Here is a 17,959-nt window from a genome sequence, read left to right as displayed (position 1 = left end):
CTCATTTTTCCTTACGGTTGGCATTTTCGATCGCGACCCGCAGATAGGCTGCGCTGTTGTCAATCTGAGCGCGCATCAGTGATTTTGCGCCGGCCTCATCACGGTTGCGGATCATTTCGAAGATGTCCGCGTGCTCTGCATAGGCGGCCGCGAGTGATTTGCTCGGTACGCGGCTGGTGACGCGGATGACCTCGGTGATGAGCCCGTACAGATTGTCGTAAAAGACTGAGAGGATCGCATTGCCGGTCGAGTGAACAAGCGCCAAGTGGAATGCCGCGTCAGCCTGCGTGAAGCCCGCGAAATCTTCGTTGTCGCGCGCAAGACGCATGGCTTCGAGCGCCGCCTCGACCTCGGAATTCACCGGCTGTTCCTTGGCGGTGAGCAGGCCCACGACCTCTGTTTCTATCATGCGGCGTACGACCATCAGCTGGATGAGATATTCTGAATCACTGGCGAAGAGCTGACGGACCGTGACCGCGAGCGTCCCGAGAAATTCGCCCACATCGTCGCGGACGACGATCGTCCGCTCGCCATGGCGACGCCGCACGAGCCCCTTCGTCTCAAGGATTTGCATCGCTTCCCGCACAGATCGAGTGGATACGCCGAAGTCCCGAGCGATCTCACTCTCTGATTGCAGCCGCGCGCCTATGGGCAAGGCGCCCGAAATGATCTGGTCCTCGAGCGCGCTCGCGACGGAAGAGTGAAGCCTGCTCCGCGCCCGCATTTCAGGCGGTGCCTGTTCGTTCGATTTCATTTTCGCCTCCGCATTCGATCCGATGGGCATCGCGTCCGCGCCTGAGTTTGATCTCGAGATGACAACCATGCAGCAAAATAATCCGCTAACCTGCTTGACTCATACTTATGTCATAAGTCATATGTCAAGAGTTGATTGAAAAGGCATCCTACGTGCTTTCGTTCGGCCAGACCGTCTGGGAGGTTCGGTTAATTTGCAAAGCATCGAGCGGAACAAGCCGCCGGAAGCGCGATTCGAAAACTAGGGAGGGAAGAGAATGCTCAGAAGTTTGTTACATGTGGCAGGCGGCGTTATTGCCCTGGCGACCGTTCTAGTTACGCCAGTGACAGGTGCAAGTGCTCAGACCACGGCGGATATCGTCAAGAAAGGCAGCGTCACCATCGGCGTTCTGACTGGCATTCCGCCCTATGATACCGTCGATGCCAATGGCAACACTGATGGCTTCATCGTTGACCTTGCCAAGGAGGCTGCTTCCGCCCTCGGCGTGAAATTTGAAATCGTGCCGGTGAACAATGCTTCCCGTGCCGCAGCGCTTGAATCGGGCCGCGTAGATTTCCTCATTGCGCAGATGACCGCCACGCCGGAGCGTGCAAAGACGTTCCTCATGACCAACCCCTACGGCGCATATGAGATGCGCTTTGTAGCGGCCAAGGATATGAAGCTCACTTCGCTTGACGACCTTAAAGGCAAGCGGGTTTCAGTGCCAAAGGGTAGTACGCAGGACGTCGCCGTCAGCGGCTATGGGATCGAGGGGCTGGAAGTCGTGCGTTTCGACGATGACGCGCTCGCCATGCAAGCGTTGATATCAGGACAAGTCGATGCGACGGCTGCCGTCGCAGCGGTTGCCAATGACATCATCACCAAGCGCAATCTCAGCAATCTCGAGGTGAAGAAAGACGTTCCGCTCTTCACCCTCTATTGGTCAATGGCCACACGCAAGGATGCGACTGAACTCCACCAGTGGCTGAACAACTTCATCTACTACATCGAAGTGACCGGTAAACTCGACCAACTGCACCGGAAGTGGATCGGCATTCCTGTACCTGGTGGCAAACTTCCGACGTTCTAACCAAACCTCGAGTTGTGGATGCCCTGTCCCGAGCCATTTCGTCATGATCCCCGGCTCGGGCACAGCAGGAGACCATCATGGCATACGAGATGAATTTCGCGCCCGTTCTGGCGCGAACGCCAGAATTGATCAATGGCACCATCGACACTGTAATATTGTCGAGCCAGTCTATCGGCATCGGGCTGACGATCGGACTTGCAGCCGCGTTGCTACGCGTGGATGGACCGAAGTGGGGCGCCGTTGCCAGCGCGACCTATGTTGAAGCCTTCCGCAATACGCCGTTGCTCGTGCAGTTGTTCCTTCTGTTCTTCGGTTTGCCCTATATGGGAATTCGACTGACCGCGAACGAGGCGGCAATCTTCGCAATTTCCCTTAACCTTGGAGCCTATTCCGCCGAAATCTTTCGTGCCGGCCTGCTTGCCATTCCGAAGACGCAGGTCGAGGCCGGGTTGGCCCTTGGTCTTTCGCGGCTGCAGGTCATGCGCTACGTCGTGATTATCCCGGCCTTGCGCATCATTTACCCTTCGCTTACGGGGCAGCTGACCCTGACCTTGCTCGGCACCTCCATCGCCTCGGCGATCTCTGCGACGGAACTGACGCTCGCCGGCGCCAAGATCGAATCCCAGACCTTTCGCAGCCTCGAAACCTTCCTGGTCCTGGCTGCGATCTACATCACCATGACCTTTGCCTTCCGACTTCTCTACTGGCTGATCGGGCTGTGGCTGTTCCGGCGACGCATCCCCAAAACCGGAACCGCCGCCGCAACCCTCACCCTGCCCCGCGAGGTTAAATCATGATCCAGTCCTTCGGTTGGCAAAGCGTCCAGTTCCTTTTCCATGGTCTTGTGTGGACTGTGGGGCTCTCCCTATGCACCTTCGTTGGCGGCGGCATATTCGGGCTTGTCTTCGCCGTGTCCCGTGCGCTCGGCCCGAAATGGCTGCGGACGCTGGTGGCCGCTTACATCCAGCTTGTCCAGGCAACGCCCCTGCTGATCGTCGTCTTCCTCGCTTATTACGGCTTGAGCTTCCTTGGCTTCTATTTCCCGCCTTTGGCGGCAGCGGCGATCTCCCTTACGATCTACGCCACCGCGTTCCTGGCCGATATTTGGCGCGGTTGTATTGAGGCCATCCCGCGCACGCAGTGGGAAGCAGCCGATGCGCTCGCGCTCGGACGGGTCCAGCGCCTGCGCTACGTAATTCTGCCGCAAGCGTTTCAGATCGCGCTCGGACCCACGGTCGGCTTCATGGTGCAGATTGTGAAGAACACCTCCGTGACTGCCCTCATAGGTTTCGTCGAACTGACCCGGGCTGGCCAGCTCCTCAACAACATGACGTTCCAGCCCTTCCACGTCTTCCTGACGGTCGCCGCGATGTACTTCGTCGTTTGCTATCCCCTGTCGTGGTGGAGCGAGAAACTCAAGGAAAGAAAACATGCCGGCACTGCGCATTGAGAACCTCAAGAAATCCTACGGCACCGTTCCCGTCCTGAAAGGCATAAACCTCGCCGTGGAGAACGGCGATGTCGTCGCGGTCATTGGCCGCTCCGGCTCCGGCAAGAGCACGATGCTACGGTGCATCAACGGACTCGAGCCATTCCAGGAAGGAACCATCGAAGTCGTGGGGCACAAGGTCGACCAGTCACGCGCCAATCTGCGCGAACTGCGCAAGGAGGTCGGCATGGTGTTCCAGAGCTATAACCTCTTCCCGCATCTTTCTGTCGCCGAAAATATCACGCTTGCGCCACGTGTCGTCAAAGGTCTTCCGCTTGAGGAAGGTTCAGCGCTGGTGCGCGAGGTCCTGACCCGTGTTGGATTGGCCGAGAAGGCGCACGCCTATCCAGACGAGCTATCCGGCGGCCAGCAACAGCGCGTTGCCATTGCTCGGTCCTTGGCAATGAAGCCCAAGGTCATGCTGTTCGACGAGGTTACGTCGGCGCTCGATCCCGAACTGACAGGCGAAGTTTTGAAAACGATCGCTCAGCTCGCTGAGGCCGGCATGACCATGGTTCTGGTGACCCATGAGATGGGGTTCGCCCGCCGCGTCGCCACACGCACCGTCTTTATGCACCAGGGCACGGTTTGGGAAGAAGGCAAGTCGGAAGAAATCTTCACCAATCCAAAAACACCTGAGCTGAAAAACTTCATCGCGCCCGATCTCAAATGATCGGCCAACCACCCTTACCACCAAGGAGATTGAGAAATTGCCGGGACCAGAGAATACCAGACTAGCTAACAAGTTGAAGAACGGTGAACCGACATTCGGCGCCACCTTCTACACCGGATCGACGGCGGCCATCGAGGCCGCCGGGAATTGGGGGCTCGACTTCGCTTTCATTGACGCCGAGCACACGCCGGTCAACGTCGATGCCCACATGGAAAAGCTGGTGCTTGTCGCGCTGCTTGCCGGAATCGCGCCGCTCGTGCGCGTGCGCGGAACCAATGAATGGGATATTCGCAAGTCGCTCGAATTCGGAGCGACCGGCGTGATCGTTCCGCAAGTCGGAACCGCCGAGCAGGCCCGCGCGATCGTGCGGGCGGCTAAGTTCCCGCCTTATGGCCGCCGCGGTGGTGACGCCAGTTGCCGCGCCGCAGGCTTCGCCGGACCAGGCTTCCAGTGGTCAGCCTACATGGAGCATGAGAACGCAACTCGCCTCGTTATTCCCATGGCCGAGAGCTACGAATTCTTCGACAATATCGATGATATCCTGGATGTCGAAGGTATCGACGTCATCAACTTCGGACCGGCGGACTATTCCATCTCGCGGCGCATCTCGATCGACTATTCGATGTCGCATCCGGAAATCGAGGAGAAACTCGCCGAGCTCATCGAGAAATGCCATGCACGCGGCATCAAGGTAATGGCGCCCTGCATTCCGCCTGTTGCCGAGAACGTCGCCGCGCTCAAGAAAAAGGGCGTCGACATGATCATAATGGGCAACGACGTCTTGTTCCTCAATGAGGGGCTTCGCCGAGCGCGCGAAGCAATCGATACCTCCGCGAAGCAGGCTTGATTCCCGAACCTTTTGAGACAACAGGAAAACACAATGAGTGATGCATTCGATATCAGTGGCCGCGTGGCGGTCGTCACCGGCGGCCTCGGTCAGCTTGGCACCCAATTCTCCAAGTCGCTTGCAGAATCCGGCGCAAAGGTCGCGATTTTCAGCAGACGGCCGTTCAACGCGCAAAAGCTTGCCGAAAAGTTCCCGGGCCTCACGGACCGCATTCGCGTCTACGAAGCCAGCGTAACCGACAAGGCAGCCCTTGAGAAAGCGACAGAACAGCTGATCGACGATTGGGGTGTGCCGCACATCCTCGTCAACAATGCCGGGATCGACTCCAAGCCCGATGGCTCGGCAGAACAGAACGCTCCGTTCGAGGTCTATCCGCAGAAGTACTGGGATGAGATCATCGACACCAACCTTACAGGCGTCATGCTGACGAGCCAGGTCGTCGGCAGCAAGATGGCCGAGGCGGGGCGCGGTTCGATCATCAATGTCGGCTCGATCTACGGAATCGTCTCGCCGAACCAGGCACTCTACGCATACCGCCAGGAGCGTGACGGCATCCCGTTTGTCAAGGCCATCTCCTACGCCGCATCGAAGTCGGGACTGGTGAATCTGACACGTTATCTCGGCACCTACTGGGGGACCAAGAAAGTCCGCGTCAACCTCATCTCGTTCGGCGGCGTGAAGACCGCGAGCTTCGATAAGGAATTCGTCGAAGCTTTTCTCGAACGCGTGCCCATGCGCCGGCAGGCCGAAATCAACGAGTACAATGGAGTAATCCGCTTCCTCGCCTCCGATGCTTCCTCCTACATGACCGGCTCAAATGTTGTAGTTGATGGCGGTTTTACTGCCTGGTAGTCGCCGCAGGAACGACACGGGAAAATCGCATGGAAGCATTTATAGGGATTGACGTCGGGACGGGCAGCGCCCGTGCCGGCGTCTTCGATACCCTATGGGTGCTGCTTGGAACAGGCGTTACGGCGAAACGCTTCGCCCGCGTCCGGACGACGCCCCACAGCTCGATCGGGTCTGGCACAGAGTGTATCGCGGTGCAGAAGGCAACACAAATGGCCGGTATCGACCCGCAGCATCATCGGCATCGGCTTCGATCCACCTGCTCGCTCGTCGTTGCCGGTAAGCACGGGAAGCATCTGCCCCGGCGCGACACCGGAAAGTGACGTGATTCTGGCGAGCCGATGACTCAACGCCATTATCGGCGGCGTTCTTAGCTATCATGATTGCGAGTGTAGGCCCCTGCCCTGGCCGCAATGATTCTATCTTTTTCCATATATCTGGATGCACAGAGCAATATACGTTGCCAAGCTGATCCTAGCTGTGGAGGATCGGAGACGCTTTTGCCGGGCATGTTCATTAATTCAAGGGTGCTTCTTGACGCGTTCGTCTGTGGGTGTCACTAAAGGCTCGTCGGATGCAAATTCGTGGGGCGCAGCATGTCGGATGGGAAGGTACAATGACGCTACCTGTCGATCGAGCGCACGCCAGGCGGCTGGCAAGGACGCTGCCGTTTGCTCTGTTAGCAATACTCTCGTCAGCAACCGCCTCCGTAGCTGCGGATAGGCCGGAGGCCACAACTGTCGAGGAGAACCCGGGCTGGATTGTAACCTTGGGTGCCGGGACCGAGTACGGGCCGACGTTTGAGGGGGCGGGAGATAATGACTTTAGCTTTGTACCGAATTTCGATCTCCGCCGCGCCAACGAACCTGCTGGTTTGAGCGCTCCAGATGACAGCATCGATTTCTCCTTGATAGAGCTTGGCGGGGTTGAGCTCGGACCTGCCGCCAGTATCAGAGGCCACCGGTCAAACTCCGACGTGCCTGGTGTGCACGAAATCGACTGGAGCGTCGACGTAGGTGCCTTTGGACAATATTGGCTTATCGACAACCGGCTGCGCGTACGAGCCGAAGCCCGGCAGGGCGTTCAGAGCGACGATGGCTTTGTCGCGGATTTTGCGGTCGATTGGTTCCAGCCGTTCGGCGACAAGTTTCTGCTCTCGGCAGGCCCCCGCGCCTCGTTCGCCGATGCGACGTACATGGAAAACAGTTTCGGCGTAAGTAGTGCCGAAGCGCTGGATAACGGTAGCCTGAGCGCATTCTCGCCGGACGCAGGGTTCAAATCCGTTGGCTTTGTTGTTGGTGCGACCTATCAGATCAATCCCAAAACGAGCCTGCTGGTCTACGATAAATTCGACAGGCTGGTTGGCGATGCTGCCGACAGCCCGATTGTTACCGACATTGGATCGCCTAACCAGAATACGATCGGCATTGTTCTGAGCCGTTCCTTCCATATCGGATTTTGATTCCGTGTCACGGGGCCGGGAAAAGCGCTTGAAGATTCCTCGCTGCATTTAGCTCGTCGTCACCAATGTAGTTCCTCGTCATGGGAACAGCTGTGTTGCGCTTGGCTATCTGAATCTGGAATACGACAAGATCCTCGTACCGGAATGCCGTCTCGGCCGCAGCCAGATAAAACTCCCACATCCGGCAGAACCGTTCGTCATAAAGCGCTTTCGCCGCCTCGCGCTTCGCCATGAAACGCTCGCGCCAGATTTTGAGCGTGGAGGCATAGTGGAGCCTCAGTACCTCCACGTCGGTGACGATCAATCCGGCCTTTTCGATGTGCGGAACAATTTCGGAGAGCGTGGGAATATACCCGCCCGGGAAAATATACTTGTTCAGCCAGGGTGTCGTGAAGCCTGGCGTGGACGAACAGCCGATCGTGTGGAGAGCCATGACGCCATGGTCATCAAGCAGTCTTGCGCATGTTTTGAAGAATGTCGCGTATGACGCCGCGCCGACGTGTTCGAACATGCCGACCGAAACAATTCTGTCGAACCGGCCCTTCAGGTCGCGATAATCCTGCAGCTCGAATGAAACACGACCGTCCATCTGGTCTAGCGATGATCGAGCATATGCAAGCTGTTCTTCGGACAGGGTCACTCCCACTACTTCACCGTTCGTCACGCTTGCAGCGATATGCCGCGCAAGACCGCCCCAACCGCAGCCGATATCCAGAACCCGCTGATGCGGTTCGAGCAGGAGCTTGGCCGCCAGATGCCGCTTCTTCGCCAATTGTGCTTCCTCAAGCGACTGATCGGGATGTTCAAAATAGGCGCAGGAATATTGACGGTCCTCGTCAAGAAACAGCTCGTAAAGCCGCCCGTCGAGGTCGTAATGATGCGCGACATTGCGCTTCGATCGGCCGGGCAAGTTAGGCTGCTTCAGCTTGCGGAACCTGGCACGCACAGCGTCTATGAAACGCGCAGGCCAGGGATGAGTGGTGTTCTGGGCTTCCCGCAACAACAGTGCGATGAAGTCATAGATGGAGCCCTCGTCGACGACAAGACGACCATCCATGAAAAGCTCGCCAAGCTTCATATCTGCGTCGGCCAAAAAGGCCCACTGTGCCCGGCTGTCGGTAAACCTGACCGATACCGCGGGTCCGCTCCCATCTCCGAATAACAATCTTTTGTTCCTGGCAGTCATGACAGTCAGTCGCCCTGTGTTGACGATACGAAGAAGCGCGGCGTGCAGGGCACGATCTGCGAGTGCCCGTGACGTTGCGTGTCTGCCGGAAGTGGAGTTTTGAAACTGTACCTGGGTCATCGTCTAGCTCGCATTGTCGTAACTGGCGGGAACTTGATTTCATGGGTGTTTTGCCGAGGGCTTGTGCATCCGGAGGCTGTCCCGATCAGCCACACTCCGCCAAGTATGAGCGCGCTTCCAATTAACTGAAGCGCGGTGATCTGTTCCCGGAAATAAAGCCAACTCGACAGGAGGACCAGCACGTAACTTAAAGCAGAAAGCGGAAACGCCTTGCTCAGATCGAGCTCGGACAAGACCTGCATCCAGATCAGGAAAGAGGCGATTTCGACTGCAATGGCCGCAAGCAACCAGGGCGATGCGAGCGATGCGGAAAACCAGCCGCTGGCATGACCACTCACTGCATCGGCAGCAAGCTTGATGAAAATCTGAAACAACGTGTTCAGCACCGGAATGGCGAACCAGGAAAGACGCTTGCCGTTCATGAAGCTGTTCCCGGAGGCTCATCCACGCCAAACATCGGAGATACAATTTTCAGCAACCATTGGACGCCCCTGTTCCGATGCTTGAAATACATTGTGTTTGCAGTGAGCTTGCTGCCGAGCCGCAGTTTGTTTTCGTAGTAGGCCTGACCACTCTGATAGCGGGCAACGCGGTGCTCGATGCAATAACGCAGATTGGCGAACCAGCTTAGATAATAAAGGTCGTAGGCACGCCCTTCCTCTCCGTCCATGCAGAAGAACTTGTCGATCAGCGTGCTTTCGTTACGAACGAGAATGTTGGCCGCCAGCAGCTTGTCTTCTGCAAAATACAAGGTGCAGAATGACTTCCCGGACATTCGGTCGAGAATGCCGGCAAAATATCCGGCGGTGAGAGCTTCGAACTGCCATTCACTCCGGCTTCGTGTCGCATTATAAAGATCCAGGACGCGCGGCATGACGTCCGCAATGTCGGTTCGTGTCTCGATCCGGATGCGATCAAACGATTTCAGTTTCCGGCGCATGTCCTTGCGGGTTCCAGAGGACAAGCGGCTCAGATAGCTTTCGATGGAGTGAAAATCGACATCGAGACAAGCTGTCGGAAGCCCAGGAATGGAAGCGAAACCTGACTGCGCGAATACCGGCGCAAATACCGACGCACACGGTTCAGGAATATCCTTCACGCCTCGCAGGGAACAACCTTCATCGTCCGCGTGCTGCTCGAACCCGGCAATAAGTCGTGCCAGCAATTCAGGCTGGCGTTCCGGAGGAACGTTGGCACAAAAACCTGGCTTGCCGGTTTCCGTACAGGGCGAGCCAAGACACGCGAGCTTCAACGTGAGGATACTGGGAAGGAAGCCCCGCATCCGACGAATGAAGCGGCGCAAAGGTCCTGCTTCCAACGTCGTCTCAAGCTGGTAGCTGGTAATGAACGCCGGCATGGCGGCGACCACGGTTCCGTTCTCAATTACCGTTACATAGCGCCAGGCGAAACCTTCGATCCCGGCCTCTTCGATTGCGAGAAGGCAATCGAAATCTTCAACCACATCTTCGAAACAGGCGTTCCACGCTTGCTTGCCGACTTCCCGGATGGAATGCACAGTGCGCGTTTGTATGAGCGGATTGTCCTTCTCCGGCAACCTTGTTCCGCGGAGCGTCGATTCAGAGACCGTCTGAAGCATGGCTCACTCCAAAATAATCGGCCGTAAGATCCGCGACCTGCCTGTGCTGCCGATCGAGATGGATCATGTGATAGCTGTCATCGATCCAGCGAAGCTCGTTCGGGGCCCCGATATGGTCACTGATATAGCGGGCATGCGCAGGGCTGCTGAGATCATCCTCCCTTGAATGGAGGATGAGCGTTGGCGTCAACATATGCGGCAGCTCGTGCTTGAGCGCTCTTCCGAGGCGATACATCTCCACCAGGCCCTTGCCGGGGAATTTCTCGATTACGCCCTCTTTGGACATGTTTTCCATCATCCGGCGCATACGCTGGTCTTTGACGCCGAGCGCCGAAGTCTCGTTGAAATTCAGGCGATCCAAGAATGGGACATGTGCCAACCAGGTGATGTTGCGCGACAGCAGCGGGTAATAGAACGGCACATTCCAGCCGTCATAGAGGAAGCACGGAGAATAAATCGCCACGGCCTTGAGGATTCCTGGCTGCTCGTGGGCAGCCAGAAGCGCCAGCTTGCCACCCACGCAAATGCCGGCAGCAAATATCTCGTCCGTATAGGCGCTCAACTGCTCCACAGCCTGCTCGACGCTCCCCAGCCAATCCTGCCAACGTGTGCCACGCAACCTACGGACATCGCCACCATGACCGGCGAGAAGCGGTGCATAGACGGTATAGCCCCGACGATTCAGTTGTCGCGCCACAAGCCGCATTTCCGTAGGTGCACCAGTCAGACCATGCACAAGAAGGACGCCTTTACCGTTGGTGCCCCCCATGAAATATCCAAAAGGGTCAGCGATCTGCATTCGATATTTCCAGCTCGCGGTTTTCCTTGGCCATGAATCCCAGCGCGTGGCACGTGCTGATGACGTGGACACCAGCTTCTTCTTGCTGGTCCGCGATCTGTTCGTGGAAGGAGCGGAGTTTTGTCCAATGTGTGCGCGGACGATAATGATGCTCGGCGTGGTAACCGTTGCCGAACCACAGCCAGTTGTAGAAACGATTGTGACTGCTGACGCCCCACGCTATCGGTTCTTCCGGATCGCCGTGAAGATGCTCGTAGTAGCCGTTGAGCGACGACAGGCAATTGCCAAAATAGTAGAATGGCACGAAGAACAGGACAGCCCGCCAGTCATAGATCAATGCCAGACCGACCACGCCAAAGAACGCGTAGAGCTCGAAGCGGCCCCATTTCGCGTCGAACGGCCGAGTGCGAGCAACGCCTCTGTGAATGTCGCCGATATCGTCGCGAAAAAAGCTGAGGAACGTGTAGCTCCAAACGTTCTCCGGTTCGCCGTTTTTGCCGTGTCTGTAAATCGACAACCAATCGATTGTCTCACCCTTTTCATTCGGCTTGTCGCTGTTGCCGGAATGATGGCGCATATGGATCCAGTGATAGTAGGTCTGCGAGAAACCGATCGTGATGGATTCCAGCAGACTGAAGGCAAAGTTCAGCGGGCGTGCGGCAAAATACGGCGTGTGAATGAAATTATGGGAGATGCTGTTGATATTCCACGAGATCGAGACGGCGTAGAGGCACCCCAGAATAACGGACAACCACAACGGGCGGCTGTGAAATCCGGCGATGAGGTAGATATTGAAGAATAGGTGAGCGACTGCCGCGATAACGGGAGCGGCATCCCATTTGGTGTGTTTGAAGAGTTTCATAGTCCTGTTGCTCCAACACACGTCACACCGGCCGTGATGAGGAGAACTCCGGCAGCGTGACGCAGATTGACGTGTTCCTTGAAAAAGCAGGCTCCAGCGACAACGATGACGACATAGCTCAGCGCCATCATTGGAAAGGCGATGGACAGCGGCACGTGTTCGAGCACCATCATCCATGCGAACAACTCCACTGCCCAAAAGACAATTCCCACCCAGGTGGCGGGTTTCACCAGTGCCTGACGAAGCGTCGAAGCGTGCGCGGCCTGTTTGAAACAGACCTCACGCGCCATTTCCGCAACAATGCAAAAACTGATCAGCGCCACCATTGGCAGGGTCAGGGTGCCGCTCATGGCATGGCCTGCGAAAGAATTTCGAGAAGGGCATGATTGCCTGCGGAGTTGATGTTGGTCGCAAGACGCGCATCCGAGGGCCGTCGGGGCTGATCTAGCAGAATCTCGCCGTGCTTCATCAGCATCGTCCATAACCCGCCGCCATAAACGGGAAATGAGTAGTCGCCGGTGACGTCTGCACCGACAATGCGGTGGCGGTAGCCGATCTCCCTTATCAATGTCAGAAGATATGGCAGCCTCATGCTGCCTTGATCCCAGTTCGTGACCGCATCAGCGCGAGCCAGCACATCCTTGTCGATCGTCAGATAGACGGCTTCGGTCTCGATCCGTGACAAGAGGCGATCAACGAAATTTTGCTCGCCAATAGCGGCAATGGTGTTCCAGCTGAGCGAGCCGGAATCCTGCTGGTAGCTCGACCCCGATCCATATTCCTTTTTGACCCTGCTCGGTGGGTGATCATAGGGATAGAGCTCGAGCTTGCCTTTTTTGAGCAGCGAAAGATTTGCTCCCTTCCGTTCAGGCTTCTTCAGGTCATCGCTGCACACGCCGACAGTGATGACCTTGCGAACCTGGGAATGTTCCAATGCCCTGTTGACCCATGAGCCGCAATGGATGCCATCCTTGAAACGGACCCAATCGGGATGGTTGTCGAAATGGATTACCGTGGCCGGCTTTCCATCCTTTTCGAGGGCAACATCGAGCAGCAACGCCGTGACGTGGTGAAAATCACCCGACCCCATGAAACACAGGTGCGCATCTTTTCTCCGCAGCATCCTGCGCGCGAGCTTGGTCCGAACGGCATGCAGATCGGGGTTTTTGCCCCAGAGCCTAATCGCCCGCCCTTCATTCTCAGCCTGTAACTCGTACGCGCCAGCGTTCAGGCAGGCGCGGATGAAGTCGGGCTGCAACTCAAGCGCATCATCGAGATGGAGGAGCAGAAGTTGCATCGGCCTATCGTTTCGAAGCCCTGATAAAAAGCTGATCCAGCAGCGTCAGGGCAAGATCTATCTCTTCGCAGCTGATCAGGAGGTTGGGGGCAAGGGTGATGACATTCTTGTGGTAACCGCCAACATCCAGCACGAGACCGTACATGTTCGTGCCGACACTGAGATCACCCTTCATCCCCTCGTCGCAAAGCCAGTCCATCGTCGACTTGTCCGGGGTGAACCCATCCTCAGTGCATATTTCGACACGCAAGGCCAGGCCCAGGCCATCCACATCGCCGATGATCCGGTGGCGTTTCTGCAGCTCCTTCAGTCCGTCGAGAAAGTAAGCGCCTTTCTCCATGATGACCGCACCGAAATCCTCTTCCTTGAGCATTTTCATCGTTTCCAGTGCTACGGCGGTTCCCATCGGGTTGCTGGCGAAGGTAGAATGCGTTGAACCTGGAGGGAAAATGCCTGGGTTGATTATTTCTTCCCTCGCCCAGACGCCCGAAAGCGGATTGAGACCATTCGTGATTGCCTTGCCGAAGACGAGGACGTCCGGGCTGACACCGAAATGTTCGATCGACCACATCTTGCCCGTCCGGTAGACGCCCATCTGGATTTCATCGACCACAAGCAGGATCCCATGCTGATCGAGCACCTCCTTCAGTTCCTTGAAGAAGTTCATAGGAGGAATGACATAGCCGCCAGTGCCTTGGATGGATTCGACATAGAAGGCGGCAAACTCGGCCTTGCCCGCCTTGGGATCCCAGACGCCGTTATATTCGCTCTCGAACAGGCGGGCGAACTTCTGCACGCATTGGTGGCCGTATTCTTCTTTGCTCATGCCTTTCGGCCCACGAAAATGATAGGGAAATTCAATAAACTGCGCGCGCTCGCCGAAGTGCCCGTAACGACGGCGATAGCGATAACTCGACGTGATCGCCGAGGCGCCGAGCGTGCGCCCATGATATCCACCCTCGAAGGCAAACATCAGGCTCTTTCCGCCTGAATAGTTGCGCACGAGTTTCAGTGAATCCTCGATAGCCTGCGAGCCGCCGACATTGAAATGAACCCGTCCTTTCGTGCCGAATTTCCGCTCTGCGTCTTGGGCAATCATGGCCGCCAGTTCGACCTTTTCCCTGTGCAGATATTGCGATGCCACTTGCGGCAGCGTGTCCAACTGCCGATGTGCAGCGGTATTCAGGCGCGGGTTGCGGTAGCCAAAATTAACCGCCGAATACCACATCTGCAGATCGAGGAACGGAGTACCCTTGCTGTCGTAAAGGTACGAGCCTTCGCACGATTCGAAAAAGCGCGGCTCCTGGGCGTAATGGACCGTATCGCCGTGAGAACAATAGGTCTCCTCAAGCAGGCGCAGTTCGAGTTCCGAGTTCGGCAGCGGAGATACGAGCTCGGGCTGCTTCAGTATAAAATTTGTGTTCATTCAGGTTCTCGCTTGTTGGTTATGCGGCGTGGCGTGGAGTGCTGAGAGCATTGGCCGATAGGCTTGGAACAGCGCTCTTGAGGCTGTGGGTGAGATCGGTAAAGGTCTCGTACGCTATGAAGGGGATATCCTCGGCAAAACAGTAGTCAGCCAGTTTCCCTTTTGCGAAGACCAACGCCGGTTGATGTGAAACGCAGAAATCCGAGCGGCCGTCACCGACGTAGACCCGCAAGTCAAGCGGCGTCAGGGATCTGCACTTGCAAACACCCGCGGCTGACGAACAATCCGGATCGGCGTGGGGGGAAGCCAGATGGTAGGATGGCTTTCCCCCCGGATTGACGATCGTCAGCTTGTTGGCGATTACCGGAATATGGCTGAGGTTGGTGCGCACGAGAATTTGTTTGATGAAATAATCGACGCCGTCGCTCACGATCGTAAGCGGCATAGCGTGACGGCTGCAGAAATCTGCGAAGGCCGGAAACGTCGGGTCAATAACGACATCTTCAAGCACATCATCGAGTTCATGTTGCTTGGCGCGAATCAGGGCGACCTGGCGGCGCATGCATTCGGCAGAACCGATCTTACCGTCCAGCCATTCTTGTTCAATGGCTTCCCACGCGGGATCAGCCAGGTTTGAGAGCACAAAATCGGTCGCATCCTCGACCGAAATCGTTCCATCGAAATCGCAATACACGTGCATTCAAAAACTCCTTGCACAATCGTGCGGAGGTTCTATCAGCCGTGCCTGAGTGCAGAATTATGCCAAAATGAAATGAAACTGAAATCGCCTGAAGACGCGCGTTATGCTCTCGGCATCAGCACGTCTACGCTCAAACCTCTGCCTGATCCTGCAGTGTTCAATGCGATAGTGGCGGAGAAACGGTCAATTATATCGGCAACGATCGCCAATCCCAATCCCGATCCCTCGGTATGTGGCGTATCGATCCGGTAGAAGCGCCGAAACACGGCTTCGCGATGTTGCGCCGCTATTCCGGGCCCGCTGTCGCTGATGGATAGCAGCCAGGACTCGTTCTGGGGTGTGATCGATGCCTCGATAGTTCCGCCGACCGGAGAGTATTTGATTGCATTGTCTACGAGGTTGGCAATCATAAGGCGAAGGAGAGGCTCATCCGCATTGACCTGCGCATCTTCATCGCCATGCAGCGACACTTCAAGTTTCTTGAGATGAATGATGTTGCCGAACTCGCCTATGACCGAAGCCGTAGTGTTATACAATGAAACGCTTTTCAATAGCATCGGCTGATGGCTGACACGGGCGGCGCGAAGCAGTTGCTCGATCAGGTGCATCGCCTTTTCATTGCTCGCCACGAGGTCGCCGATGATGGCCTTGCGTTCCTGCTCGCTCTCGGCATTCGCCAGCATTTGAAGCAATAACTTGAGAGATGTCTGAGGAGTTCGCAGTTGATGGGCAGCGTGATCGGCGAAACGCCTCTCCGCCGTCAATGAGCGGTCAAGCTTGTCTAGAAGCTGATTAATCGATCTGCCGAGGGGAGAAAGGTCCCTTGGCAACGTATCAACAGCAATGACAGAAAGGTCATCCGGGGAACGACTGCGAATTTGCCGCACCAATCCGTGCATCGCGCTGAGCCCGCTCCTGATCCCGAACCAGATCAAGACGGCGATGAGCGGGAAGAGGACCAGCAATGGAAAAGACAGGTTCAGGAGAATATTTGACACAAGCGATTTGCGAAGGGCAAGCTTTTCTCCAACTTCCACGGTAATTGTCGTTTGCGGAATTGGCAGGGCGTACACACGCCAGTCTTCGCCGCCGTAGGTCACGTTCGTAAATCCCGCGCGCTGCTCGGGAACCGTCTTCGGGAATGCGGTGCTAGAGAAAACCTCAATCTCCCCGTCCTTCCATGCACGGAACATATGGGCGTCGGCATAGTCATCCGCATCCTCGTTCATTGCCAGCTGGTTGCCCATCGCCAGATCAATATCGTTGACCCGCTTGGATGTATGAATGCCAGGCTTTTCAACTTGGCGTTCCAGCAGCGTCCAAAGAACATTCGCGTCGTTGATCAATTGTGCGTCATAGATATTGTTGATTTCGCGCGTGGCGCTGCGGAAGGCGAACGCCCCGATCAGGGCGATGGTAATCAAAATAGTTGGCGCAATCCTGAAAAACAGTTTGCGCGTCAACGTCGATCTGATCATTGCTCGACCATGTATCCCACGCCGCGGATCGACTTGATGAAGTCGCTGCCAAGCTTCTTCCGCAAATTGTAGATCACGACTTCCGTCGTATTGCTCTCCACAGCGCTTTCAGCACTGTAGAGCGCATATTCGATATCGCTTTTTGTAACGTACTTGCCAGCGCGTTCCATGAGAAGCTTGAGCATCTGAAACTCCTTGGCCGTCATCGCGACTTGCCCCGATGTGCTGCGCACCACCATGGCGGCAGGATCGACTTCAACATCTCCGCACTTCAGGACCACATCCGAACGTCCGTCCCGCCGCCTTATCAACGCTCTAAGCCGTGCCAGCAGCTCATCGAGATCAAAGGGCTTGACCAGATAATCGTCAGCGCCGCTATCAAGGCCCTCTACCTTCTGCAGTGGAGTATCCCGCGCGGTCAGCAGCAGGATCGGGACCATGTTCTTTTTTTGCCGCGCCGCTCTCAGCACATCGATTCCGTCGAGCTTCGGCAAATTGACATCGAGTACGACGACGCTGAAAATCAGGTCTTCGAGCGCGGCGAGCCCGGATTCCCCGTCCTGCATCCAATCCACGCCGTAGGCATGTTTCTCCAGCGCTTTCTTCAACGACGATCCAAGGATCATGTCATCTTCGATCAGTAACAGGCGCATCGGTGTCGACACCTTTCGAGGATATCAGGTCGGGCTCAGCATCGCTTGCTGGCTCGAACCCCGAAAGATGCGAATTAGAGATAACATCTCGGCTTTTTGCAGGCAGCACCTTGGCCGACGGAAAAAAGCCGATCCGAGGCAAGCGCGATTTTCGATGCGATACTGCGTCGCGGTGGGACTTCTATACCATAAACTCAGCCTCTCCGATTTACGTCACAATCGCTTGGGCGAAACAATGTTGTGGAGCTCGTGCGTCGAATTTCCATGACGTCGTACACAGCTGAAGTGGAAGTTGCCGTCGAAAGGCTCCTACACCTCATCACGATTTTTTTGAGCTATGGCAAGATATTGTCACAAGAGCGTCTCCACGCGCGAGGATCCATCAAGGTTCCTCTGACGGAGGAAGAGCGATACGTCAAATTCAAGAATTGCCTCGAATGGGGGCGGTCGACAATTCCACCTGGCGCGCTTTAGCGCCTATCAAATATTGAGGAAAGTACTTCGGTCAGCGCAACTCTTTCACAAATCATGAGTATCTGAGGTTTCGTCCGTCACGTTGAAAGGAATCGAACCGTAGAATACTAGGGCGCGGTTCCGGATGAGCCATGTTTCAGACATTTTGGTTACAGCTGAAACGTGGGCACATTCCTTCTGGCGGCTATATCGGAATACAGCGCGTAACAACCAACTCGATTGAC

General features: G+C 56.2%; 20 protein-coding genes. 8 read left to right on the top strand and 12 right to left on the bottom strand.

Going from position 1 to position 17,959, the window contains the following annotated elements:
• Position 1 precedes the first annotated feature (1 nt).
• The gene (locus tag J2X72_RS23715; protein ID WP_210005160.1) at positions 2–754 is read right to left on the bottom strand and encodes a FadR/GntR family transcriptional regulator; all 753 of its coding nucleotides are present in this window, start codon (positions 752–754) and stop codon (positions 2–4) included.
• Positions 755–1,010: 256 nt separating this feature from the next.
• Between J2X72_RS23715 and J2X72_RS23710 the strand changes: the two genes are divergently transcribed.
• From J2X72_RS23710 to J2X72_RS23675, 8 genes are all read left to right on the top strand, one after another.
• Positions 1,011–1,823 carry a transporter substrate-binding domain-containing protein gene (locus J2X72_RS23710; protein WP_210005158.1) on the top strand — a complete coding sequence of 271 codons (813 nt, stop codon included), beginning with the start codon at positions 1,011–1,013 and terminating at the stop codon, positions 1,821–1,823.
• A gap of 77 nt (positions 1,824–1,900) precedes the next feature.
• Complete coding sequence (locus J2X72_RS23705) at positions 1,901–2,620, top strand: amino acid ABC transporter permease (RefSeq protein ID WP_210005157.1); 720 nt, start codon at positions 1,901–1,903, stop codon at positions 2,618–2,620.
• Positions 2,614–3,273, top strand: coding sequence for an amino acid ABC transporter permease (locus tag J2X72_RS23700; protein ID WP_310076158.1), 660 nt, complete (start codon positions 2,614–2,616; stop codon positions 3,271–3,273). Before J2X72_RS23705 ends, J2X72_RS23700 begins: the two co-directional genes overlap by 7 nt.
• Entirely contained in the window at positions 3,254–3,985 is a 732-nt protein-coding gene (locus J2X72_RS23695; RefSeq protein ID WP_210005155.1) for an amino acid ABC transporter ATP-binding protein, read from the top strand. The genes J2X72_RS23700 and J2X72_RS23695 overlap by 20 nt, the downstream gene beginning before the upstream one ends.
• A 37-nt stretch (positions 3,986–4,022) precedes the next feature.
• Positions 4,023–4,832 (top strand): aldolase/citrate lyase family protein, encoded by an 810-nt coding sequence (locus J2X72_RS23690; protein ID WP_210005153.1) that lies wholly within the window; start codon positions 4,023–4,025, stop codon positions 4,830–4,832.
• 33 nt (positions 4,833–4,865) lie between these two features.
• Positions 4,866–5,684 (top strand): SDR family oxidoreductase, encoded by an 819-nt coding sequence (locus tag J2X72_RS23685; protein WP_210005151.1) that lies wholly within the window; start codon positions 4,866–4,868, stop codon positions 5,682–5,684.
• A 29-nt stretch (positions 5,685–5,713) separates the two neighbouring features.
• Positions 5,714–6,004, top strand: coding sequence for a hypothetical protein (locus J2X72_RS23680; protein ID WP_210005149.1), 291 nt, complete (start codon positions 5,714–5,716; stop codon positions 6,002–6,004).
• A 293-nt stretch (positions 6,005–6,297) separates the two neighbouring features.
• Entirely contained in the window at positions 6,298–7,143 is an 846-nt protein-coding gene (locus J2X72_RS23675; protein ID WP_310076020.1) for a MipA/OmpV family protein, read from the top strand.
• Positions 7,144–7,150: 7 nt separating this feature from the next.
• Here J2X72_RS23675 and J2X72_RS23670 read toward each other — a convergent pair whose 3' ends face one another.
• From J2X72_RS23670 to J2X72_RS23620, 11 genes are all read right to left on the bottom strand, one after another.
• The gene (locus tag J2X72_RS23670; protein WP_310076017.1) at positions 7,151–8,449 is read right to left on the bottom strand and encodes a cyclopropane-fatty-acyl-phospholipid synthase family protein; all 1,299 of its coding nucleotides are present in this window, start codon (positions 8,447–8,449) and stop codon (positions 7,151–7,153) included.
• On the bottom strand, positions 8,446–8,871 hold the full coding sequence (locus J2X72_RS23665; RefSeq protein ID WP_310076014.1) for an EamA family transporter: 426 nt from the start codon (positions 8,869–8,871) through the stop codon (positions 8,446–8,448). The genes J2X72_RS23670 and J2X72_RS23665 overlap by 4 nt, the downstream gene beginning before the upstream one ends.
• Positions 8,868–10,046 carry a peptidogalycan biosysnthesis protein gene (locus J2X72_RS23660; RefSeq protein WP_310076012.1) on the bottom strand — a complete coding sequence of 393 codons (1,179 nt, stop codon included), beginning with the start codon at positions 10,044–10,046 and terminating at the stop codon, positions 8,868–8,870. Before J2X72_RS23660 ends, J2X72_RS23665 begins: the two co-directional genes overlap by 4 nt.
• On the bottom strand, positions 10,027–10,845 hold the full coding sequence (locus tag J2X72_RS23655; RefSeq protein WP_310076010.1) for an alpha/beta fold hydrolase: 819 nt from the start codon (positions 10,843–10,845) through the stop codon (positions 10,027–10,029). The genes J2X72_RS23660 and J2X72_RS23655 overlap by 20 nt, the downstream gene beginning before the upstream one ends.
• Entirely contained in the window at positions 10,832–11,707 is an 876-nt protein-coding gene (locus J2X72_RS23650; protein WP_210005139.1) for a fatty acid desaturase, read from the bottom strand. Before J2X72_RS23650 ends, J2X72_RS23655 begins: the two co-directional genes overlap by 14 nt.
• Positions 11,704–12,057, bottom strand: coding sequence for an EamA family transporter (locus J2X72_RS23645; RefSeq protein ID WP_112532670.1), 354 nt, complete (start codon positions 12,055–12,057; stop codon positions 11,704–11,706). The genes J2X72_RS23650 and J2X72_RS23645 overlap by 4 nt, the downstream gene beginning before the upstream one ends.
• Positions 12,054–13,004 carry an arginase family protein gene (locus J2X72_RS23640; RefSeq protein ID WP_310076004.1) on the bottom strand — a complete coding sequence of 317 codons (951 nt, stop codon included), beginning with the start codon at positions 13,002–13,004 and terminating at the stop codon, positions 12,054–12,056. The genes J2X72_RS23645 and J2X72_RS23640 overlap by 4 nt, the downstream gene beginning before the upstream one ends.
• A 4-nt stretch (positions 13,005–13,008) precedes the next feature.
• Positions 13,009–14,430, bottom strand: a complete 1,422-nt coding sequence (locus J2X72_RS23635) for an aminotransferase class III-fold pyridoxal phosphate-dependent enzyme (RefSeq protein ID WP_310076001.1) — start codon at positions 14,428–14,430, stop codon at positions 13,009–13,011.
• Between the two features lie 19 nt (positions 14,431–14,449).
• Positions 14,450–15,130, bottom strand: a complete 681-nt coding sequence (locus J2X72_RS23630) for an MtnX-like HAD-IB family phosphatase (RefSeq protein WP_310075998.1) — start codon at positions 15,128–15,130, stop codon at positions 14,450–14,452.
• A gap of 101 nt (positions 15,131–15,231) precedes the next feature.
• The gene (locus J2X72_RS23625; protein WP_210005131.1) at positions 15,232–16,608 is read right to left on the bottom strand and encodes an ATP-binding protein; all 1,377 of its coding nucleotides are present in this window, start codon (positions 16,606–16,608) and stop codon (positions 15,232–15,234) included.
• A complete protein-coding gene (locus J2X72_RS23620; protein ID WP_210005130.1) occupies positions 16,605–17,261 on the bottom strand; it encodes a response regulator in 657 nt (218 codons plus the stop codon). Before J2X72_RS23620 ends, J2X72_RS23625 begins: the two co-directional genes overlap by 4 nt.
• Between the last annotated feature and the right edge of the window lie 698 nt (positions 17,262–17,959).

The organism is Phyllobacterium sp. 1468 (assembly GCF_031455525.1).
Lineage (GTDB): Bacteria > Pseudomonadota > Alphaproteobacteria > Rhizobiales > Rhizobiaceae > Phyllobacterium.
The sequence above is the reverse complement of the archived record's forward strand: the minus strand, read 5'-3'. Positions and strand labels throughout refer to the sequence as shown.